The organism is Neoroseomonas alkaliterrae (genome assembly GCF_014199195.1).
In the GTDB taxonomy this organism is placed as follows: domain Bacteria; phylum Pseudomonadota; class Alphaproteobacteria; order Acetobacterales; family Acetobacteraceae; genus Neoroseomonas; species Neoroseomonas alkaliterrae.
Window position 1 is genome coordinate 188,190 of record NZ_JACIJE010000004.1, and the last position, 20,627, is coordinate 208,816.

14 protein-coding genes are annotated in these 20,627 nt (G+C 75.5%); 6 read left to right on the plus strand and 8 right to left on the minus strand.

The window, feature by feature from the left end; genetic code table 11:
* Position 1 precedes the first annotated feature (1 nt).
* Entirely contained in the window at positions 2-469 is a 468-nt protein-coding gene (bcp, locus tag FHS88_RS09145; protein ID WP_184483782.1) for a thioredoxin-dependent thiol peroxidase, read from the minus strand.
* A complete protein-coding gene (locus FHS88_RS09150; RefSeq protein WP_184483784.1) occupies positions 466-3,456 on the minus strand; it encodes a bifunctional [glutamine synthetase] adenylyltransferase/[glutamine synthetase]-adenylyl-L-tyrosine phosphorylase in 2,991 nt (996 codons plus the stop codon). Before FHS88_RS09150 ends, bcp begins: the two co-directional genes overlap by 4 nt.
* 17 nt (positions 3,457-3,473) lie before the next feature.
* Between FHS88_RS09150 and FHS88_RS21205 the strand changes: the two genes are divergently transcribed.
* The 3 genes from FHS88_RS21205 to FHS88_RS09165 all read left to right on the plus strand — a co-directional run bounded on the left by FHS88_RS21205 (position 3,474) and on the right by FHS88_RS09165 (position 8,576).
* Positions 3,474-6,689: a YhdP family protein gene (locus FHS88_RS21205; RefSeq protein ID WP_184483786.1), complete on the plus strand. Its 3,216-nt coding sequence runs from the start codon at positions 3,474-3,476 to the stop codon at positions 6,687-6,689.
* Between the two features lie 71 nt (positions 6,690-6,760).
* Positions 6,761-8,062 carry an aspartate aminotransferase family protein gene (locus tag FHS88_RS09160; RefSeq protein ID WP_211842821.1) on the plus strand — a complete coding sequence of 434 codons (1,302 nt, stop codon included), beginning with the start codon at positions 6,761-6,763 and terminating at the stop codon, positions 8,060-8,062.
* Between the two features lie 37 nt (positions 8,063-8,099).
* On the plus strand, positions 8,100-8,576 hold the full coding sequence (locus FHS88_RS09165) for a TspO/MBR family protein (RefSeq protein WP_184483788.1): 477 nt from the start codon (positions 8,100-8,102) through the stop codon (positions 8,574-8,576).
* A 6-nt stretch (positions 8,577-8,582) separates the two neighbouring features.
* On the opposite strand, the gene upp is transcribed toward FHS88_RS09165, so the two are convergent.
* Positions 8,583-9,236, minus strand: a complete 654-nt coding sequence (gene upp, locus FHS88_RS09170) for a uracil phosphoribosyltransferase (RefSeq protein ID WP_184483790.1) — start codon at positions 9,234-9,236, stop codon at positions 8,583-8,585.
* Between the two features lie 120 nt (positions 9,237-9,356).
* On the opposite strand from upp, the gene FHS88_RS09175 reads away from it, so the two are divergent.
* Positions 9,357-10,631, plus strand: coding sequence for a nucleotide sugar dehydrogenase (locus FHS88_RS09175; RefSeq protein ID WP_184483792.1), 1,275 nt, complete (start codon positions 9,357-9,359; stop codon positions 10,629-10,631).
* A gap of 233 nt (positions 10,632-10,864) precedes the next feature.
* On the opposite strand, the gene FHS88_RS09180 is transcribed toward FHS88_RS09175, so the two are convergent.
* Both FHS88_RS09180 and FHS88_RS09185 read right to left on the minus strand, forming a co-directional pair.
* The gene (locus FHS88_RS09180; protein WP_184483794.1) at positions 10,865-13,219 is read right to left on the minus strand and encodes a glycosyltransferase; all 2,355 of its coding nucleotides are present in this window, start codon (positions 13,217-13,219) and stop codon (positions 10,865-10,867) included.
* 7 nt (positions 13,220-13,226) lie between these two features.
* A complete protein-coding gene (locus tag FHS88_RS09185) occupies positions 13,227-14,864 on the minus strand; it encodes a thiamine pyrophosphate-binding protein (RefSeq protein ID WP_184483796.1) in 1,638 nt (545 codons plus the stop codon).
* Between the two features lie 158 nt (positions 14,865-15,022).
* On the opposite strand from FHS88_RS09185, the gene FHS88_RS09190 reads away from it, so the two are divergent.
* Positions 15,023-16,003, plus strand: coding sequence for a Bug family tripartite tricarboxylate transporter substrate binding protein (locus tag FHS88_RS09190; protein WP_184483798.1), 981 nt, complete (start codon positions 15,023-15,025; stop codon positions 16,001-16,003).
* A gap of 160 nt (positions 16,004-16,163) precedes the next feature.
* Positions 16,164-17,147: a Bug family tripartite tricarboxylate transporter substrate binding protein gene (locus FHS88_RS09195; RefSeq protein ID WP_184483800.1), complete on the plus strand. Its 984-nt coding sequence runs from the start codon at positions 16,164-16,166 to the stop codon at positions 17,145-17,147.
* Positions 17,148-17,166: 19 nt separating this feature from the next.
* Here the strand turns inward: FHS88_RS09195 and FHS88_RS09200 are convergent, their stop codons facing one another.
* The 3 genes from FHS88_RS09200 to FHS88_RS09210 form a co-directional block, all read right to left on the minus strand.
* On the minus strand, positions 17,167-19,227 hold the full coding sequence (locus FHS88_RS09200; RefSeq protein WP_184483802.1) for a hypothetical protein: 2,061 nt from the start codon (positions 19,225-19,227) through the stop codon (positions 17,167-17,169).
* Positions 19,228-19,312: 85 nt separating this feature from the next.
* Positions 19,313-19,948: a dioxygenase family protein gene (locus tag FHS88_RS09205; RefSeq protein WP_184483804.1), complete on the minus strand. Its 636-nt coding sequence runs from the start codon at positions 19,946-19,948 to the stop codon at positions 19,313-19,315.
* 55 nt (positions 19,949-20,003) lie between these two features.
* Entirely contained in the window at positions 20,004-20,588 is a 585-nt protein-coding gene (locus FHS88_RS09210; protein WP_184483806.1) for a LysE family translocator, read from the minus strand.
* Between the last annotated feature and the right edge of the window lie 39 nt (positions 20,589-20,627).

Genomic DNA, 20,627 nt, shown 5'->3' on the forward strand with positions numbered 1-20,627 from the left:
TTCAGAGCGCGGCCGCGGCCTCCAGCACCTGGGCCGCGTGCTGCTCCGGCTTCACCTTGCGCCAGATCCTCGCGATCTTCCCGTCCGCGCCGACCAGGAAGCTGGTCCGCTCCATGCCCATGTAGGTCTTGCCGTACATGGATTTCTGCACCCACACGCCATAGGCCTCGGCCACCTTGTGGTCCTCGTCCGAGGCCAGCGGGAACTCGAGGCCGTATTTCTTCGCGAACTTCTCGATGGGCGGCAGCGGATCGGGGCTGACGCCGATCACCTCGATGCCGATCTTGCCGAGCTGGGGCAGCGCCTCCTGCATGCCGCAGGCCTGCTTGGTGCAGCCCGGCGTGTCCGCCTTGGGATAGAAATAGAGCAGGTAGGGCCTGCCCTTCAGCGCGGCGGAGGAAACCTCCCGCCCGCCCGATGCCTTCATCCGGAAGGCCGGTGCCTTCTTCCCCTCGGCGAGTTCGCTCATGCGCGGTCCCCCTGCGTGTCCGGCCGGCCGAGGCGCCGCTCGAAGATCGCGCGCACCGCCGTCGCCGCTTCCGCCATCTGTGCGTGGAGTGCGCGGAGGTCAACGGGCGCGCCCTCGGCCTGCCGCAACCCGCAGGCATGAACGAGCGCGGAGGCGACGCTCTCGGGCAGCGCCTCCTCCCGCCAGCGGCCCACGGTCAGGCGCAGCAGGCCGCTGATCGTGCGCCAGAGATGCTCGGCGGCGATCAGGCGGCGCGCCTCCTCCGCATCGAGCGCGCCCGCATCGGCGAGGCGTGCGAGGGCGATGCGCGTCGTGGTCGCGAGCACGCCCGGATGCGCGCGGGCATGCACGAGCTGCAGCGCCTGGGCGATGAACTCCACCTCCACCAGCCCGCCGCGGCCGAGCTTCACGTCCCATGGCCCGTCGGGCGGCAGGTCGCGCAGCATGCGCGCGCGCATCGCCACCGCGTCGGGGATGGCCTTCCCGGCGGCGTCGGGGCGCAGCAGCGCCTCGCGGATCGCGGCTTCCACCTTGCGCCGCAGCGCCGGCGGGCCGGCGATGACGCGCGCGCGCGTGAGGGCCATGCGCTCCCACGTCCAGGCCTCCTCGGCATGATAGCGGCGGAAGGCGGCGAGAGAGACGGCCACCGGGCCCTTCGATCCCGAGGGGCGCAGGCGCATGTCCACCTCGTAGAGCTTGCCCTCGGCGCCGGGTGCGGTGATCGCGCCGATCACCTGGTGCGCGAGGCGGGCGAAATACTGGCTGACCGGCAGCGGGCGGATCGCTGGCGCGCCGCGCCTCGCGCGGCCCTCGCTCGTCTCGGCCGCGGGCGCATGGTCGTAGATCAGGATGAGGTCGAGATCGGATCCGGGCAGCATCTCCCGCCCGCCGAGCTTGCCGAGGGCGACGACGGCGAGCGCGCCGCCCTTCACCTTGCCGTGTCGCTCGGCGAAGGCGCCCGCGACATGGGGCAGCAGCCCGGCGATGGCGGCGTCGGCGAGGTCGCTGCGCGCCTCGCCCGCGGCGTCCACGTCGAGCGTGCCCTCGAGCGCGGCGGCGTCGATCTCGAACTTGCCTTCGAGCACCAGGCGGCGGGCGGCCTCCAGCGCCTCCTCGAAATGGCGCGCGTCGCGGAGCTGGGCAGGCAGGGCGGCGGCGGCGTTGCCCACCGTCCCGCCGGCGCCGACCAGCAGGCCCTCCAGCGCGGCGGTGTGGCGCGCGAGGTGGTCGGCGAGCTGCGGCGCGGCGCCGAGAATGCCGGCGAGGCGCTGCATCAGCGCGGGGTTGCGCTCGAGCAGGCTCAGCACCTGCACCCCCGCGGCGAGGCGGGCGAAGACGCCGTCGAGCCGCGCCAGCGCCGCATCGGGGTCGCGCTGGCGGGCGAAGGCGGCGAGAAGGGCGGGCATCAGCGCCGTCAGCAGCTCGCGCGCCCGCTCGCTGCGCGTCGCGCGCGTGTGCCCGTGGTGCCAGCCGCGCACCATCGCCGCGACGCCCGAGGGGTTCGCGTAGCCCATGGCGCGCAGCGTCGCGATGGTCGCGGGGTCGTCCTCGACGCCGGTGAAAACGAGGCTGCCCTTGACCTCCTCGGCGGCGAGCGTCGGCTCGGCCTCGAACATGCGGCCGTAGTGGTGCTCCACCGTCTCCATGTGCCGGGTGAAGGCCTCGCGGAAGGCCGCCTCGTCGGCGAAGCCGAGGAAGGAGGCGATGTTGGCGAGGCCCTGCGCATCCTCGGGCATCCTGTGGGTCTGGCGGTCCGCCACCATCTGGAGGCGATGCTCCAGCGTCCGCAGGAAGACATAGGCGGCGGAGAGGTCGTTGACCGCGCGCGGGTCGATCTTGCCCGCCGCCGCGAGCGCTGTGAGCGCGCCGATGGTGGTCGGGCTGCGCAGCCCCGGGTCCCGCCCGCCCCAGATCAGCTGCAGCACCTGGGCGGTGAACTCGATCTCGCGGATGCCGCCGCGGCCGAGCTTCACGTCGTGGCCCTCGACCTGAATGGTGGCGTTGGCGCCGCGCCCGCCCTTGTGGGCATGGATCTGGCGCTTGATGGAATGGATGTCGGCGACGGCGGCGAAATCGAGGTGGCGGCGCCAGACGAAGGGGCGGATCTCGCGCAGGAAGGCCTCGCCCGCCGCGCGGTCCGCGCCGACGGGGCGGGCCTTGATCATGGCCGCGCGCTCCCAGTTCTGGCCCATGCTCTCGTAGTAGGTGATGGCGGCGGGAATGGAGACGGCGAGCGGCGTCGCCGCCGGGTCGGGGCGCAGGCGCAGGTCGGTGCGGAAGACGTAGCCCTCGGCGGTGCGTTCCTCGAGAAGCCGCACCAGGTCGCGGGCGATGCGGACATAGACGGCGCCCGCCCGGTCGGCGTGGTAGGCTGCCGCCATCGGATCATAGAGCACCATGAGGTCCACATCGGACGAATAGTTCAGTTCCCGGCCGCCGAGCTTGCCCATGCCGAGCACGACGAGGCCCGAGTTCCGCCCGACGAGCCGCGGCTCCTCCCGCTGCGCGCCCGGAAGGCGGAGCTCGCCCCGCGCCGCGGCCTCGCGCAGCAGATGCGCGCAGGCGGCGTCTATCGCGCCCTCGGCGAGGTCCGAGAGCGCGCCGGTCACGCGCTCGAGCGGCCAGAGCCCGGTGATGTCCGCCACCGCGGCCGTCAGCGCGCCCTGCCGCTTGGCCTGCCGCAGCACCGAGGCGAGTGCTGCGCGCGGCGTCTCGGGCGGGATGCGGGCGAGCGGGGCGAGGGCGCGCGCCATCGCCTCCTCCGGCCCCTCCGTCGCGAACAGCAGCAGCGTCTCCGATTCCCGCGCCGCGAGTTCGGCGAGGTAGGGGCTGTGCCCGCCCAGCGCATCGAGCAGCGCCGCGCCGGCGCGCGAGGCGGCGAAGGCGCGTTCGGCCTCCCCGCGTTCCGCGAAGGCCTCCCGCGCCAGGGCGGCGGCGGCGGGGTCGAAGGGTCGGGGCAGGCGCCCGGGCGAGTAGCTGGTCGGCATGGGAAGGCAGGGGACAGGTGAGGCGGGTCGCGGGTCAAGCCGGGCGCTGGGCCAGCCGGCTGTTCAGGGCCTCGATGGCGCTGGCGGCGGCGGGCGGGCTGGCGGTGGGCGCCCTGGCCTGGAGGCTCGAACAGGGGCCGCTGGAAGTGCCCTGGCTGGCGGAGCGCGCAGCGGCCGCGTTCAACAGCCCGGGCGGGCGCACGCGCATCGGGATCGAATCGGCCGAGCTCGCCTGGTCGGGCTGGCGGAGCGGGCACCGGTCGCCGCTCGACCTGCGGCTGCGGCAGGTGCGGGCGGTGGACTCGGATGGCCATGTGCGGGCCGAACTGCCCGATGCGGCGGTCTCGGTCTCGCTGTCCTGGCTGGTGCGAGGCGTCGTCGCGCCGCGGGCGATCGAACTCGGCGGGCTGCGGCTGCGGGTCGTGCGCGATGCCGAAGGGGGCGTGGCGCTCGACCTCGGTTCGCTGACCGAAGGCGAGGCGGAGGCGCCCGCCGCCACGCGGCAGGCGCCGGCGGGCGATGCGGTGCTCGCGGTGCTCGCGGAACTCATGCGCCCGCCTTCGGAGGCGACGCCGCTCGCGGCGCTGCGCCTCGTGCGGATCAGCGAGGCGCGCCTCGAGGTGGAGGACGCGCAGCTCGGCCGCGCCTGGTCCGCGGAGGTCGCGAACCTCGCCCTGACGCGGCGCGCGGGCGGCGGGATCGAGGTCGCAGGCAGGGGCCATCTCGCGCTGGCCGCCGAGCGCGTCCCGCTGCGCATCGGCGGCGCGCTCGACGGCGCGACGGGCCACGGCACCCTCTCGGTCGGGCTGAGCGCTCAGCGGCCGGCGGCGCTCGCCCGCGCCGCGCCGGTGCTCGCCCCGCTCGCGGCGCTCGATGCGCCGGTCTCCCTCGTTCTCGATGTGCGGCTGCAGGGCCTTGCCGTGCCGGGGCTCGCCCTGGCCCGGCTGCGGGCGGGGGCGGGGGCGCTCGACCTCGGCCGCGCGGGACGGGTGCCGATAGGCTCCCTCGAGGCGGATGTGACCCTCGACGAGCGCACGCTGCGCATCGAGCGCGCGGTGCTGCACCCCACGCCGCCCGTCGCGGCCGGTGCGGCGCGCGCGCCGGTGATCCGCGCGCGGGCCGAGGCGCGGGAGGAGGACGGCGCCTGGCAGGCGGAGGCGAGCCTGACGCTCGACCGCGTGCCCATGGCCGAGCTCGCCCATTACTGGCCCGCCGGCATCGCGCCCAATGCGCGGCGCTGGGTGACGCAGAACATCACCGAGGGTGTCGCGCGCGACGGCCGCTGGACCCTTCGCGCGGAGGGCGACATGCAGGGCGCGCTGCGCGTCACCGCGCTCGACGGCGAGGTCATCGGAGAGGAGCTGACGGTCCACTGGCTGCGCCCCATGCCGCCGGCCGAGGATGCGGCGGGGCGGGTGCGCTTCGCGCTCGATGGCATCACCATCGCGCTCGAGGGCGGCACCCAGTCCGGCACGAGCATCGCGGTGCGGCAGGGGGAGCTGCGCTTCGACCTCGCCGCCGCGCCCGAGACGCTGGAGATGGACCTCGACCTCGCCGGGCCGCTCGCCGATGTCTGGGGCCTGCTGCGGCATCCGCGCCTCAACCTCTTCCGCGAGCGCCCGCCGCCGATCGCCGAGATCACCGGCGCGCTGCGCGAGGGGCGGCTCTCGATCGCGCTGCCGCTGCTCGCCGACATCCCGAACGAGGCGCTGCGCGTGCGCGCCACGGGCCGCGCCGCCGATGTGCGCATCCCGCGCCTGGTGCTGGGCCAGACGCTCGAGCGCGGCGCCTTCGACTTCGCGGTGGACACGGAAGGGATCCGCACCACCGGGACGGCGAGCGTGCTCGGCGTGCCGCTGCGCATCCAGCAGGAGGCGGATTTCCGCGCCGGCCAGCCGGGCCAGGTGGTGGCGCGGGAGGTGGTGACGGGCCGCGCCGATGCCCGCCAGATCGCCGCCTTCGGCCTCGATCCGCGGCCCTTCGTGCAGGGGCCGGTCGGGCTCGAGATCCGCAGCGAGACGCGGCGCAACGGGCAGGGCCGCGTGGCGCTGCGCGCCGACCTGCGCGAGGCGGTGCTCGCGGTCGAGCCGTTGGCCTGGACCAAGCGCGCCGGCGTCGCGGCGAATGGCGAGGCGGTCTTCGTGCTGCAGAACGGGCAGCTCACCGCCATCAACGACATCCGCATCCAGGCGCCGGATGCGCTGGTGCGCGCGCGCGGCACCGAGGTCCAGCGCAGCATTCCGAGGCGCGTGGAGATCCAGCAGGCCACGCTCGGGCAGAGCCGCTTCGCGGGCGAGCTCATGCCGCCCGCCCGGGCCGGTCAGGGCTGGACCATCGCGCTGCGCGGGCCGGTGCTCGACCTCGCGCCGGTCCTCTCGCGCCCGGCCGAGGCCGCCCCGGAGGCCGCGCGCGAGCCGGCGGGCGAGGACGGGCCGACACGCCTCGATGCGCGCTTCGAGCGCGTGCTGCTCGGGCCGGACCGCGCCCTGACCGGCATGACCGCCAGCGCCACGGTGGACGGGGCGGGGGTGGTGCGGGCCGCGCAGCTGCAGGCGCGCCTTGCCGGCGGCGGGGCGGTGCAGGCCTCGATCGCGGCGGAAGGCGCGCGGCGGCGCCTGAGGCTGACGAGCGAGGATGGCGGGGCGCTGCTGCGCGCCTTCGGCGTGCTGCGCACCATCCAGGGCGGGCGGCTCAGCGTGGATGCCGCCTGGCCGAGCCTGCGTCCGGGCGCGCCGCTTGCCGGCACGGCCGAGCTCGAGGAGTTCGCGGTGCGCGAGGCCCCGGCGATCGGCAAACTGCTGCAGGCGATGTCGGTCTATGGCGTGTTCGAGGCGCTCTCGGGCGAGGGGCTCGGCTTCGCGAGCCTGACCGCGCCCTTCACGCTGACGCGCGAGGCGCTGGTGCTCGAGGATGCGCGCGCCTTCTCGGCCTCCCTCGGCATCACGGCGCGGGGGCGGATAGACCGGCTGCGCGAGACGATCGACATGGAGGGCACGATCGTGCCGGCCTATGTCTTCAATTCGCTGCTCGGCCGCATTCCCGGGCTTGGCCGGGTGTTCAGCCCGGAGAGGGGCGGCGGCGTCTTCGCCGCGACCTACCGGATGCGCGGGGCGCTCGCGGATCCCTCGGTCTCGGTCAATCCGCTGGCGGCGCTGACGCCGGGCTTCCTGCGCGGGATCTTCGGCATCGGGCAGGCCGACCCGACGCTCGCCGCGCCGGAAGGCGGGCGCTAACCCGCCGCGCGCGGCGGTGACGGCCCGTCCGGACTGGCCTAGCCTGCACCGGCACGGAGAGCGAGGCGATGATGACCGGCCTGCCGAAGACCGCCGAGGAACTGGCGCTGATGGAGACCGCGCGCCGTGTCCTGCCCGGCGGGACCTTCGGCAACTTCCCCGCCGACATCGTGATCCGCTCCGGCAAGGGCGGGCATGTGTGGGATGTCTCGGGCAACGAGTATGTGGACTTCCTGCTCGGCTCGGGCCCGATGTTCATCGGCCATTGCCACCCGCGGGTGGATGCGGCGGTGATCGAGCAGATCGGCCGCGGCACCACCTTCTTCGCCAACAACGAGCACGGCATCCGCCTCGCGGAAGCGATCGTGGAGGCGGTGCCCTGCGCCGAGCAGGTGCGTTTCCTCTCCTCCGGCACCGAGGCCGATCTCTATGCCATGCGGCTCGCGCGCGCCTATCGCGGGCGGCCGAAGATCGTGAAGTTCGAGGGCGGCTACCACGGCATGTCGGACTGGGCGCTGATGTCGCTCGCGCCGAAGCGCCTCGCGAACTTCCCCGCCCCGGTGCCCGACAGCCCCGGCATCCCCGATGCGCTGCGCCACGAGGTGCTGGTCGCCCCCTTCAACGACGCCGAGGCCGCGGTGCGGCTGATCGAGGCGCATCAGGAGGAGATCGGCGGCGTCATCATGGAGCCGCTGCAGCGGCTGATCCCGCCCAAGCCCGGCTTCCTGCAGGCGGTGCGCGAGGTGACGGCGCGGCTGTCCATCCCGCTCATCTTCGACGAGGTCGTGACCGGCTTCCGCTTCGCCTATGGCGGCGCGCAGGAACTGTATGGCGTGACGCCGGACATCTGCACCCTCGGCAAGATCGCGGGCGGCGGCTTCCCCCTCGCCGCGGTCGCGGGAAAGGCCGAGATCATGGCGCTGTTCGACCGCGCCGCGGCGGGGGAGGAGCGGTTCCTCATGCAGATCGGCACGCTCTCGGGCAACCCCGTCGCGGCGGTGGCGGGGCTCGCGACGCTCGCGGTGCTGCGCGAGCCCGGCACCTACGAGGCGGTCTTCGCGACCGGCCGCGCGCTGATGGAGGGCCTCTCGCGCCTGATCGCCGAGGCCGGCATCCCGGCGCAATGCCTCGGCGAGCCCGTGCTGTTCGACGTGGTCTATGCCGAGGGCGAGATGCGCGACTACCGCGCCCTGCTGCGCCAGGACACGGCGATGCAGAGGCACGTGAACGCGGTGCTGCGCGCGCACGGCATCCTGAAGGGGGACAGCAAGTACTACCTCTCCACCGCGCATACCGCCGAGGACGTGGCCCGCACGCTCGAGGCCTTCCGCGCCGCGCTGGCGACGCTGCCGGCCTCGCGCAGCGCGGCATGAGCCTTCCCCCGGCGCCGCGCAGGGCCATCTGAAGGCCATGGACTGGATCGCCATCCTCGGCCTGCTCGGCTTCCTCGGCGCGAATTTCCTCGCCGCACTCTCGGGCGCGCTGTTCCCGCCCGGGGAATGGTACCGCGGCCTCGCGAAACCCGCCTGGAACCCGCCGGACTGGGCCTTCGGCCCGGCCTGGACGGTGCTCTACGTGATGATCGCGGTCTCGGGCTGGCTGGTCTGGCGCAAGGCGGGCTTCGCGGGTGCGGCGGTGCCGCTCGCCGCCTATGGCGTGCAGTTGCTGCTCAATGCGGCGTGGTCGGCGATCTTCTTCGGGATGCGCCGGCCGGATCTCGCCTTCTACGAACTCGTGGTGTTCTGGGTGGCGATCCTCGTCACCATCGTCCTGTTCTGGCCGGTGCACCGGACGGCGGCGCTGCTGCTGCTGCCCTATCTCGCCTGGGTGAGTTTCGCTGGCGCGCTGAACCTCACGCTGTGGCGGATGAACCCGCTCCGCGGCTGAGCTCCCTCACGCCGTGCCGAAGATCCGGTCGCCGGCATCGCCGAGGCCGGGGCGGATGTAGCCGTGGTCGTCGAGCGCGCGGTCCACCGCGGCGGTCCAGAGCGGGACATCCGGGTGGGCCTCGTGGAAATGGCGGATGCCCTCGGGCGAGGCGAGCAGGCAGACGAAGCGGATCTGCCGGCAGCCGCGCGCCTTGAAGCGCTCCACCGCCGCGACCGCCGAATTGGCGGTGGCGAGCATCGGGTCGAGCACCAGCACCAGCCGCTCCGCCACATCCGCCGGGGCCTTGAAGTAGTATTCCACGGCTTCGAGCGTCGTCGGGTTCCGGTAGATCCCGACATGAGCGACGCGCGCGGCGGGCAGCAGCGCCAGCATGCCGTCCAGCATGCCGAGGCCCGCGCGAAGCACCGGGGCCAGCACCAGTTTCCGCCCCGCGATGCGCGGAGCCATCATGGGTTCGAGCGGCGTCTCGATCGGCACCTGCTCCACCGGCAGGTCGCGCGTGACCTCGTAGCAGAGCAGCATGGCGATCTCGCCGAGCAGGCGGCGGAACTCGGCCGAGGGGCAGGCGGCCTCGCGCATCAGGCCGAGCTTGTGCTGGATCAGCGGGTGGCTGGCGACATGCAGCGCCGCTCTCGTCTCCTTCTCCGCCGCCGACATCGCCACGCTCTCCTTGCCTGTGGCCGGCCTGCATGGCGCAAAGCGCCGCCGCGCGGAAGCCCTGGGCAGGAAATCGCCAAAAGGTTGATAAATGCCCAGACATGAGCAACTGATTGGGTCATGCCCGACACCGGCCTGCTGCGCGATGCCGCCCTGCCGAACCCGCTGCCTGCGGGGACGGTGGCGGTGATCGGCCTCGGCTATGTCGGCCGTCCGATCGCGCTGGCCGCCGCGGCGGCGGGATTCGCGGTGAGCGGCTTCGACCTCGACCCCGCCGCGGCGGCGGCGGCCGAGGCGGCGTGGCGGGGCTTGGGGGCGCCGGGCCGGCTGTCCGCCACCGCGGATCCCGCGCGCTTGCCGGCCGCGCAGACCTGGCTGATCTGCGTGCCGACGCCGCTGGACGCCGCCGGGCGGCCCGACCTCTCCCTGGTGGAGGCGGCGCTCGCGACCTGCGTCGCGCGGCTCGTGCGGGGGGCGCTGGTCTGCCTCGTCTCCACCTGCCAGCCCGGCGCGACCAACGGCACCTGCCGCCGCGCCATCGAGGCGGCGGGCTTCGCGGTGGGGCGGGATGTCTTTCTTTGTGTCAGCCCGGAGCGCGAGAATCCCGGCGCGACGGACGGCCCGCGCGACGTGCCGCGCCTGCTCGGGGCGACGGATGAGGCCTCCCTCGCGCGCGGCCGGGCCTTCTGGGAGCGGGTGGCCGGGCGCGTCATCCCGGTGGCGAGCCCCGAGATCGCCGAATGCGCGAAACTGCTCGAGAACACCTATCGCCTGGTGAATGTCGCGCTGATGGACGAGTTGCATCGCGGCTTCGCGGCCCTTGGCGTGCCGACGCGCGCGGTGGTGGAGGCGGCGGCGACGAAACCCTTCGGCTTCGCCCCCTTCTGGCCGGGCGCGGGGGCGGGCGGGCACTGCATCCCGGTGGATCCGGAGTTCCTGCAGATGGAACTGGCGCGGGTGGGCGCGGCCTCCTCCCTGCTCGCAGCGGCGGCGGAGGCCAACCGGGCCCGCCCGGCGGCGGTGGTCGAGGGCGTGGCGCGCGCCTTGGGTGGCAGCCTCGCGGGGCGGCGGGTGCTGGTCATGGGCGTGACCTACAAGCCGGGCGTGGCCGACCTGCGCGGCGCGGCGCCGCTCGCGCTGCTGCGGCTGCTCGCCGCGCGCGGCGCCGAGGCGCTGTGGCACGACCCGCTGGTGGCGGAGGGCCCGGGCCCTCTCGCCCCCTTCGTGCGCGCGGCCGACCCGGCGCGCTGCCCCGGCGGGCCGCCCGATGCGGTGGTGCTGGGCACGCCGCAGCCGGGCTTCGATCTCGCGGCGTTGCCGCGCCTCGCGGCGGTGGCGGTGGATCCCTTCGGCCTGGTGCCGGGCGGCGCGGCGGCGGGTGTGCGGGTGGTGTAGGGCCGGCGGGCGCGAGGCGTGACCATGCGCCGGCCGGCATCGCAGCGCCGGGCGACCGCGGCGCGGCGGGCGGCAGGTGATCCGACGCCCGGCGCGCATCCGCATCCGCATTCGTGCAGCCGCGCGCAACCGCCCCGGCAGCCGCAGCAGCGCGGGCGCGATCAGCAGCGCCCGGGAGCGAGGCGCGGCGGGCGGCAGGTGATCCGACGCCCGGCGCGCATCCGCATCCGCCCTCAGGCGAGCGCGCGCAACCGCCCCAGCAGCCGCAGCAGCGAAGGCGCGAGCAGCATCGCCCGCCCGAGCGCATGCCGTGCCTCGCGCCCCTCCGGCAGCCCCTCGGCGCCGAGCAGGTCCGCGACCCCGCGCGGCATCACCGGCACGCGCCCGGCCAGCAGCGCCACCGCCAGCGCGTGCCGGTCGGGCGCCTCCATCGGGCCCTCGCCGCGCAGCGCCGCGGCAAGCCGCTCGGCGCCCGGCTCCCATGGGCCCGCCTCGGCAGGGCCCGGCGTGGGGCCGGCGGCGAAGGCGGCGGCGGCCTCGGCCTCGGCGAGGATGCCGGTCGGCGGCGGCATCGCCTCCGTCACCAGGGCCTGGGTCTGGAGCAGCAGGGCGCGCCGCGCCGCCCGCGCGGGCACGGCGATGTCGAGCGCGCGCAGCATCGCGGCATGGGAGGGCGCGTCGCGGTCATCCCCCGCGCACCAGGCGATGATCGGACCGGCGAAGCCGCGCGCGCGCAGCGCCTCGGCCCAGGCCGGCCCGTCATGCGCGCCGGCGATGCGCAGCACGAGGTCGGCCTCGGGCGGGCCTTCCGGCGCCTCCCGCGCGAGGGCGAGCGCGACGCCCTGCGCGGCGAGCGCAGCACGGGCCTCCGCCAGGGCGGCCGGGGAGACGGTCTCGGCGCAGGCCGGCTCGATCAGCAGCCAGCGCGCGGGGCGGCCGGGCGCACCGAGCGCGCCGCGCAGCCGCGCGCCGATCTCGGCGGCGCGCCCGGGTGGCGGGGCCGGCCGGATGTGGCGGTCGCGCGCGGCCACCTGCTCGGCGGCGAGCGCGGCACGGCGGCCGCTGCGCTGCGCCGGATGGGTCCGGTAGAAGGCGGCGGGCCAGGCGGCCGAGGCGATGCGCGGCCGCGCGGCGGCGGCGCGCAGCCAGAACTCGTAGTCGAAGACCGCGCCGAGCGAGGCGTCGAGCCCGCCCAGCGCGGCATGGAAGTGCCGTGCCACCAGCACCTCCGGCTGGAGGAAGAAGGCGCCTTCGCCCCAGCGGCCGAAGACATCCGCGAGGCCTTCGGGGGTGAAGCCCTGGGGGCCATCGGCCAGCGCCCGCTGCACGCCGGTGATGCGCCGCGCGCGATGGATGACGGCGAAGCCATGCACCAGCCCGGCATCCGGCCGCGCCGCCCAGGCCGCGCCCAGGTGGTGCAGCGCGCCAGGCGCGAGCAGGTCGTCGGCATTGATCCAGCCGAGGAGATCGGCCTCGCTGCCCGCGAGACCCCGGGCGATGGCCTCGGCGGGGCCGGAATCGGGGCCGGTGAGGACGGCGTGCAGCCTGTCCCGGTGGCGGGCGAGGATGGCGGCGGTGCCGTCGGTCGAGCCGCCATCCACCACGACATGCTCGACCGCCGGGTAGTCCTGGCGGGCGACGGAGAGGATCGTCTCCTCGAGCCAGGGACCGGGGTTCAGGCAGGGGGTGACGAGACGGATGCGCGGCCAGCGCGCGCCGGGCGGCAGCAGCGCCTCGAAGGCGGCGCGGGCGGCCTCCGGCGGGGCGGCGAAGGGCCAGGGCAGCTCGCCGAAATGCGGCCAGGCGGCGCCGGCCATCATCGCCTCCCCCGCGGCGGGCAGGGCGGCGAGGATCGCCGCCGCGCGCGCCGCATCCCCCGCGGCCAGCGCGGCGTAGCCCGCGTTGAAGCGCGCCGAGGCGTCCTCCGGCTCGGCCGCATGGGCCGCGGCGAAGGCGAGCGCGGCGCGGGCGGGGCGATGCGTCGCGGCATGGGCGAGGCCGGGAAGGCTCGCCTTCGCGCCCCGGCCATGCTCGAGGAGCCGCGCGCGCCCCGTTTCCCCCGCCGCCGCGCCGAGGGCGCGCAGCAGGTCGTCCCGCCCGGCCTCCTCCGCGAGGCGCGCCAGTTCGGCGCCGTCCGCGGACGCGAGCAGGGAGGGCTCGGCACAGGCGGCGGCGGCCATGGCCTCGAGCAGGGGCGTGTCGGGCGCATCCTGCAGGCTCTGGCGATAGGCGGGCAGCCCGGCGGCGAGCAGCAGGGCGCGGATGGCCGGCCGCGCCTGCCCGGCGGCGGCGCGGCGGGCGAGCGCCGCCGCCCCGGCCACCTCGCCCAGCGCCGAAAGCCGGTCTGCCACCATCGCGCCGATATCGGCGAGGCGCGCCTCGGCCCCGTCCTGCAGCGCGGGCATGGCGAGGGCAAGCGCCGAGGCGGGACGGGCGAGGCGCGCATGCAGCAGCGCGGCCTGAAGCCGCAGCAGCGCCTCGTCCGGCGCGGCGGCGACGGCCTCTGCGCAGAGGCGGACGGCGCGCTCCGCATCGCCCTCATCCGCGGCCGCCTGCGCGGCGGCGAGCAGGCGGCGGGCCTCGGGCACCGGCAGGCTATTCCGCCGCGCGGGCCGGGGCAGTCGCCGGCAGCACGGCGGCGAGCGAGGTGCGGACCACGATCGCCGCCGGGCCGGGCGCGGCGAGCGCGGCATCGAGCGCCGGCAGGTCGGCCGAGGTCTCGAGCCGCGTCACCGGCACGCGGAAGGCGGCGCACCAGGCGGCGAAATCCGGGTTCTCCAGCGTGGTGCCGCTGACGCGGCCGGGATGGGCGTGCTCCTGGTGGATGCGGATGGAGGCATAGGTGCCGTTGTCCGAGAGCACCATCTTGAGCGGCGCGCCGCGCGCCACCGCCACCGCGAACTCGCCCGCCGTCATCAGCGCGCCGCCGTCGCCCACGCAGGCGATCACCTGGCGGCCGGGGTGGCGCAGCGCGGCGGCGACGCCGGCCGGCACGCCGAAGCCCATCGCCCCGCTGACCGGCGCGAGCAGCCGCTGCGGCGGCTTCCACATGACCTTGCGATAGAAGGGCGCGCCGAAGGTGCCGGCATCGAGCGCCACGATGGCATCCGGCGCCGCCACCGCGCCGATGCGGCGCGCGACCTCGGCGAAGGCGATGCCGTCCTCGTGCTGCGCCGGCCTGACCCCGGTATCGGCGAGGTGCAGCGCGCGCAGCCGTGCGTTCCAGGCCGAGCGCCCGGCCGGCGCCGAGGGCGCCTCGGCGGCCAGCGCCCCGATCACCGCTGGCGCATCGGCGGCCAGCGCCAGTTCGGCGGGGAAGAGCCAGCCGAGGAAGCGCGGCTCGGCGCAGACATGAACGAGGCGCTGCCCGGGCGCGGGCCAGCTCCAGCCCTGGGTCGTGATGTCGGTCAGCCGCGTGCCGAGGGCGAGCACGAGATCGGCCTCGGCGAAGGCGGCGCGCTGCGCATCGGGGTTCCTCAGGCCGAGATCGCCCGCATAGAGCGCATGGTCGTTCGGAAAGAGGTCCTGGCGGCGGAAGGAAACGGCGACGGGCAGGTGCCAGCGTTCGGCGAAGCCGCGCAGCGCCTCGCGCCCGCCGGGGCGGTCGAAGGCATGGCCGGCGAGCAGGATCGGCCGCTCGGCCCCGCGCAGCAGGGCGGCAAGGCGGGCAGCCTCGGCCGGGGCGGGGGCGGCGGGGGCGGGCAGGGTCGCGGAGGGCAGCGGCGCGGCGCAGGGCCCAGCGAGCACATCCTCGGGCAGGGAGAGCACCACCGGCCCCGGCACGCCCCCCATCGCCATGGCGTAGGCCCGCGCGATCAGTTCCGGCACCTGGTCGGGTTCCGTCGCCTCCCCCACCCATTTCGCGATGGCGCCGAACATGCGGGCGTAGTCGATCTCCTGGAAGGCGTTGCGGCGCAGGTCGCGCTTCTCGACCTGGCCCACCAGCAGGATCAGCGGCACCGCGTCCTGTTCGGCGGTGTGCACGGCGATCGCGGCATTGCAGGCACCGGGCCCGCGCGAGACCAGCACCACGCCCGGCCGCCCGGTCAGTTTCGCGTCCGCCACCGCCATGAACCCCGCCCCGCCCTCGGAGCGGCAGGTGACGAGATCCATCGCCGGATGGGCGTGCAGCGCATCGAGCAGCGCGATGTAGGATTCGCCCGGCACGCAGAAGGCGCGGTCGATGCCCTGGCCGGCGAGGAAGGCGATCAGGCGCTCTGCGGCGGTCGGCATCGGGCGGCGGTCTCCGGCGTTCTTCCGCCCTTCCGATAGCGCGGCGCGGCGGGATGATCCATGCGGGGGCTGGCGGGCGCGGCCTTTCTCGTCGAGGATCGCGCCGAATGAAGGGCACGGCGGCGTTGCCGATGCCCGACGCCAGGGAGACGTCCGCCATGCCGAATCGCCGCTCGACCCTTGCCCTCGCTCTTGCGGGGCTTGCCGCGCCGTCCCTCGCGCGGGCGCAGGGTGCGGCCGGCTGGCGGCCGAGCCGGCCGGTCCGCCTGATCGTGCCCGCCGCGCCGGGCGGGTCGAACGACATCGTCGGGCGCATCCTCGCCGAGCCCGCGGGGCAGATCCTCGGCCAGCCGGTGGTGATCGACAACCGCGCCGGCGCGGGCAGCGTGATCGGCAGCGAGGCCGCCGCGCGCGCGCCCGCGGACGGGCACACGCTGCTGATCAACAGCTCGCTCGCCACCGTGCCGGCGATGGTCCTGCGCATGCCCTACAACACGCTGACGGATTTCGAGGGCGTGGCGGTGGTCGGCTTCTCGCCGCACCTGCTCGTGGTCAATCCGCGCGTCGAGGCGCGCACGGCGCAGGAATTCGTGGCCCTGCTGCGCGCCAATCCGGGCCGCTTCAACTACGCCTCGGCGGGGATCGGCAGCGGGCCGCATATCGGCGGCCTGCTGTTCATGAGCCGGATGACCGTGCAGGCCGAGACGGTGCATTATCGCGGCGGCGGGCCGGGCGTCGCGGCGATGGTCGCGGGCGAGGCGCATTTCGGCACGCCGACCATGGCCTCCTCGATCGGGCAGGTGCGCGCGGGCGCGCTCAGGGCGCTCGCCGTGCTCTCCGAGGAACGCAGCCCGGCCCTGCCCGACGTGCCGAGCGCGCCGCAGGCGGGCCTGCCCGGCGTGGTGCATGAGGAGTTCTTCCCCATCGTCGCGCCCAAGGGCACGCCGCCCGAGGCCATCGCGGCGCTGGGCGCGGCCTTCCGCCAGGCGATCGGGCAGAGCGCGGCGCGGCTGAACGAGACCACCGGCGTGACGCCGCGCGCGGGCTTCGAGACCAGCGCGCAGGTGATGGCGCTGGTGCGCGACGGGGTGGAATCCTACACGCGCATCCTGCGCGCCGCGGGCGTGCAGCCCGAATAGCGCGAGGCGGGGCGGCCCGCCGGACGCCGCGCCGCCCGCGCGCGCGATGCCGGCGGGGCGCCACCATGGCATGCGGGGCTGGCATCGCGAGCCAATCGCGCTAAGGAAAGGAAAGAACTGTGGCGGGTGTTCCCGTCCAAGCAGAGTCAGGGAGACGTCCATGTTGCTGAATCGCCGCTCGACCCTTGCCTTCGCCCTTGCCGGCCTCGCCGCGCCGAGCCTCGTGCGGGCGCAGGGTGCCGCCGGGTGGCGGCCCTCCCGCCCGATCCGGCTGGTCGTGCCCTTCGCGCCGGGCGGGTCGAACGACATCGTCGGGCGCATCATCGCCGAGCCCGCGGGGCAGATCCTCGGCCAGCCCATCGTCATCGAGAACCGCGCGGGCGCGGGCAGCGTGATCGGCTCGGAGGCGGTGGCTCGCGCGCCGGCTGACGGCCACACGCTGCTCATCAACAGCGCCCATGCCACGGTGCCGGCCATCGTCGCGCGCATGCCCTACAACGCGGTGACCGACTTCGAGGGCGTCGCGGTGGCCGGCTTCTCGCCGCATTCGCTGGTGGTGAATGCGAGGGTCGAGGCGCGCACCGCGCAGGAACTCGTGGCCCTGCTGCGCGCCAATCCGGGCCGCTACAACTTCGCCTCTGCCGGCATCGGCTCGGGCGTGCATCTCGCGGGCCTCGTGTTCATGAACCGGATGAACGTGCAGGCCGAGATGGTCCACTACCGCGGCGGCGGGCCGGGCGTCGCGGCGCTGGTCTCGGGCGAGGCGCAGTTCGGCACGCCGACCATGGCCTCCTCCATCGGGCAGGTGCGCGGCGGCGCGCTCAGGGCGCTCGCCGTGCTGTCCGAGGAGCGCAGCCCCGCCCTGCCCGACGTGCCGAGCGCGCCGCAGGCCGGCATCCCGGGCGTGATCCACGAGGAGTTCTTCCCCATCACCGCGCCCAAGGGCACGCCGCCCGAGGCCATCGCGGCGCTGGGCGCGGCCTTCCGCCAGGCCATCCAGCAGAGCGCGGCGCGCCTCAACGAGATGGCCGGCGTCGCCCCGCGCGCGGGCTACGAGACCAACGCGCAGGTGATGGCCCTGGTGCGCGAGGGTGTCGAGAACTACACCCGCATCCTCCGCGCCGCGGGCGTGCAGCCCGAGTAGCGACGGCGCGCGGCGGGGCCTACCCGCCGCGCTGCATCAGCGCGATGACGGCCCGCTGCCAGGCCTCCCAGGCCTGGTCGGCGGCGGCGCCGGCCTGCTCGGCCTCGCGGCTGGCGGCATTGAGGCGGCGGCGGGCCTCCTGCAATTCGGGGCCGGTGCGGTCCTCGGCGGCCTGGCGGGCGCGGGCGAGCGCCTGGTCCGCGCTGCGCCACGCGCGCGCCTTCAGCCGCGCGTCGTCGAGCAGGCGGCGGAGGTCCCGCATCGCCTCGACCACCGCGACGAGGTCGGCGCGGCCCGGCGCGCCCTCCGGCACGCGGGCGAGCAGCTCCTGCAGGCGTTCCATGGTGCCCGGCCCCCCGGGCAGTCGGCGCAGGTTCTGCTCGATGTCGAATTGCTGCCAGCGCAGCAGGATCGGCTCGCCGAGGCCGGTGTCCCACAGCGCGAGCTCCTGGCGCAGCGCGCGCTCGAAGCCGAGCTGCAGCGTGCGTGGGGAGCCGTCGAGCTCGGCCTCGTGCCGCAGGCCGTAATCGCCCTGGGAGACGATGGGGAAGGTCGGCGTCGCCCCCGGCCGCGCCGGCACGTCCACCACCATGGTGCCGCGCGCCCCGCGCGGGTCCACCGCGAGGGAGACGACCTCGGTGCGCGTCCCGTTGACGATGACATAGCCGCGCCGCATGCCGATCCCGGTGACGCGCTCGGTGGTGCTGGCGGTCTGCGCGAGCGTGACGTCGCGATCCCGCCCGAAGGCGAGCACGCGGGCATCGCCGGCCGGGATGGCCCGAATCTCGGCGTCGCCGAGGAAGACGCCGGCCTCGTTGCCCTCCGCGCCATAGACCGTGGCGAGGCCATCGGGCAGGGTGTGCGGAGTCGCGTTGCGGATGCGCACCGCCTGGAGCGGACTGCGCGCCGAAAGATCCTGCACCCACCAGATGCGCTCGGCTGGCAGGCGGACATCCACGAAGGGGACATTGGCGGTCTCGCCGCTGCGGATCGTCACCGGCTCGGCCAGCACGAAGGCGACGCGGCCGGCCGAGGCCTCGGCGGCGGCGGCGGCCGCGGGTGCTGCGGTGCCGCCGATGTCCGCGCCCACCGCGGGCGGGGCCGCGCGGAGGCGCGCGAACTCGCCCGTGGGGGCGCTCAGGGCCGGCGCGGGGGCGGGGGGCGGCGGCGTGACCGGGATGGGCCTTCCGCCGGTGTCCGGGCGCACCTGCACCGCGCCGGCGATGCGCACCGGCAGTTCGGGGCGCGGGACGGTGATCGGCTCGTAGATGCGCTGGCGGAAGGCCGCGGCCTCGCCCGAGACGAGCGCGAGGCGCACGCCCTCCCAATCGCTGCCGGAGGCGTTCTCGACCACCGCCCAGCCCTGCAGCCGCGCCTCTGCCGTGCCGCCCGCCGCTCCCACCGGCGGCACCAGCAGCCGGTAGGAGGGCTTCCACAGCGGCGCGCCCGCGACATAGAGCACGGCCACCTGCCGGGCGCGGTCGGCGCGCAGGCGGATCTCGATCCGGCGCTCGTCGGCGCTGCGCGCGGCCGCGAGCGCCTCGGCCGCGCGCGCGACGCGGGTCGCGAGCGCCTGGTCGGTCAGCGTCACCTCGTCGCCCTCCCGCAGCAGGACGGTGCGCAGGCCGGTCGGCGTGATCAGTGTCAGGCGCAGCCCGCCCGCGCTCGCCGCGCCGCCCTGGCCGCCGGCGACCGGGGGCACCTCGGCGGCATCGGCGATGCGGCCGCGCGCCCCGCCCGCCTCGGCCTCCTGGCCGCGCAGCGCGGAGAGCAGGCGCTCGCGGCTCTCGAAATCCTCCGGGCGCAGCGGCAGGCCGCGGAAGGCCTCCCCGGTCAGGTCCCGGGCGGGCAGGCGCACGCCTTCGACCGTGCCGGCGGTGTCCACCACGATCAGGCTGCGCAGCAGGTCGTCCACATCGTCGGTGGGCGCGCGGAAGGTGACCGAGGCGTCAGGCGCGACCTCCCCGGCGCGCTCGATCTGCGCGAGGCCGGCGGAGGAGAGGGTGACGCTGCGCACCGGCAGCTCGGTCGCGAGCGCGGTCGAGGCCGCGAGCAGGAAGGTGAGGGTCAGGCGGCGCATGGCGTTATCCTCTTCACCGGGGCGCGGAGGGTAGGAAGCCGCCCCGGCGCGGTCCAGTGACGAGGCCTCGACCGACCGAAGCGCTTCAGGCCGCGAGCACGATGTCGAAGACGGCGCGGAGCGCGCCAGGCTCGAGGCGCTCGGCGGGGAGGAAGGGGATGACCACCGCCTCCCGCGCGCGCGGGTCGCGGATGCGGTTGAGCAGGCCGTCGCGGGCGTTGAGCGGCTCCCCCGCCACATAGAGCTGGGTGACGAGGCCCGCGCCCGCCCGCGGCGTGACCTGCACATGGATGTGCGGCGTGCGGCCGGGATAGGGCGCGGGGCGGATGGTGCGGAAGGCGTAGGCGCCGCGCGCATCGGTCAGCGCGCGGCCATAGCCCTGGAAATGCGGGTCGAAGCGCTCGGTGCCGGGCGCGCGGGGATGGCGGTAGATGCCTTGGGCGTCGCATTGCCAGATCTCGACCAGCGCGCCGGCCAGCGGCGTGCCATGCGTGTCGGTGACGCGGCCGGAGAGGTGGGTGACGGTGCCCATCGCCTCGGCCGCCGCGCCGCGCACGCGAACGAGGTCGGCATCGGTGTCGGCGGGAAAGGCCACGGGGTAGAAGGGCCCGCGCGTCTGAGCGGGCGTGGGGATGCGCGGCTCGGCGGCGAGCGCGCCCGGCAGGATCAGGCCGGGTGTGGCGAGCAGCACGCCGCGGCGCGGCAGGGCGGGCGGGATCATGGGTGCAGTCTGGCAGCGCGCGCCCGCGCTGCGTGTTGCGAAATGCGACCGCCCGTCACATCAGCGCGGGAATCAGCGAGGCGACCAGCAGCAGGGCCATCGCGATGTTGAAGGCCTGCAGCGAGTTGCCGTTCCGCAGCAGTCGCGCGGCGCCCGCGCCGAGGCCCGCCCAGACCAGCGTGCAGGGCAGGCAGACCAAGGCGAAGGCGCCGGCGATCAGCAGCGTCTCGGCCAGGATGTCGCCCTGCGGCGTGGTGAAGGCGGGAATGGCGGCGAGGGCGATCATCCATGCCTTCGGGTTGACCCACTGGAACAGCGCCGCGCCCAGGAAGCCGAGCGGCGGCCGCGACGGCCCTTCGCCGGGCGCGCCGGCGCGGGCGATCTTCCAGGCGAGAACCAGCAGCCAGGCCGCGCCGCCCCATTTCAGCGCCGCATGCAGCAACGGCCAGGCGGCGAAGGGGCCTGCGAGGCCGAGCCCCACGATCACCAGCATGGCGGCGAAGCCGAGCGCGATCCCCCCCTGGTGCGGCAGCGTCGCGCGCACGCCGTGATTGGCCGCCGCCGCCGCGACCATCAGCACATTCGGCCCCGGCGTGATGGACATGGCGATGGCGAAGCCGAGCAGGGGCAGCGTTTCCATTGGGCGATGGTAGGGCAGTCATGCTGACCTTTCCATGCG

Bases quoted from the DNA above. Each gene is read 5' to 3' on its own strand.
- FHS88_RS09200 (WP_184483802.1), bottom strand. From the start codon at position 19,227: ATGCGCCGCCTGACCCTCACCTTCCTGCTCGCGGCCTCGACCGCGCTC.
- FHS88_RS09210 (WP_184483806.1), bottom strand. From the start codon at position 20,588: ATGGAAACGCTGCCCCTGCTCGGCTTCGCCATCGCCATGTCCATCACG.
- FHS88_RS09175 (WP_184483792.1), top strand. From the start codon at position 9,357: ATGCCCGACACCGGCCTGCTGCGCGATGCCGCCCTGCCGAACCCGCTG.
- FHS88_RS09150 (WP_184483784.1), bottom strand. From the start codon at position 3,456: ATGCCGACCAGCTACTCGCCCGGGCGCCTGCCCCGACCCTTCGACCCC.
- FHS88_RS09205 (WP_184483804.1), bottom strand. From the start codon at position 19,948: ATGATCCCGCCCGCCCTGCCGCGCCGCGGCGTGCTGCTCGCCACACCC.
- bcp (WP_184483782.1), bottom strand. From the start codon at position 469: ATGAGCGAACTCGCCGAGGGGAAGAAGGCACCGGCCTTCCGGATGAAG.
- upp (WP_184483790.1), bottom strand. From the start codon at position 9,236: ATGTCGGCGGCGGAGAAGGAGACGAGAGCGGCGCTGCATGTCGCCAGC.
- FHS88_RS09165 (WP_184483788.1), top strand. From the start codon at position 8,100: ATGGACTGGATCGCCATCCTCGGCCTGCTCGGCTTCCTCGGCGCGAAT.
- FHS88_RS09190 (WP_184483798.1), top strand. From the start codon at position 15,023: ATGCCGAATCGCCGCTCGACCCTTGCCCTCGCTCTTGCGGGGCTTGCC.
- FHS88_RS09185 (WP_184483796.1), bottom strand. From the start codon at position 14,864: ATGCCGACCGCCGCAGAGCGCCTGATCGCCTTCCTCGCCGGCCAGGGC.
- FHS88_RS09195 (WP_184483800.1), top strand. From the start codon at position 16,164: ATGTTGCTGAATCGCCGCTCGACCCTTGCCTTCGCCCTTGCCGGCCTC.
- FHS88_RS09160 (WP_211842821.1), top strand. From the start codon at position 6,761: ATGACCGGCCTGCCGAAGACCGCCGAGGAACTGGCGCTGATGGAGACC.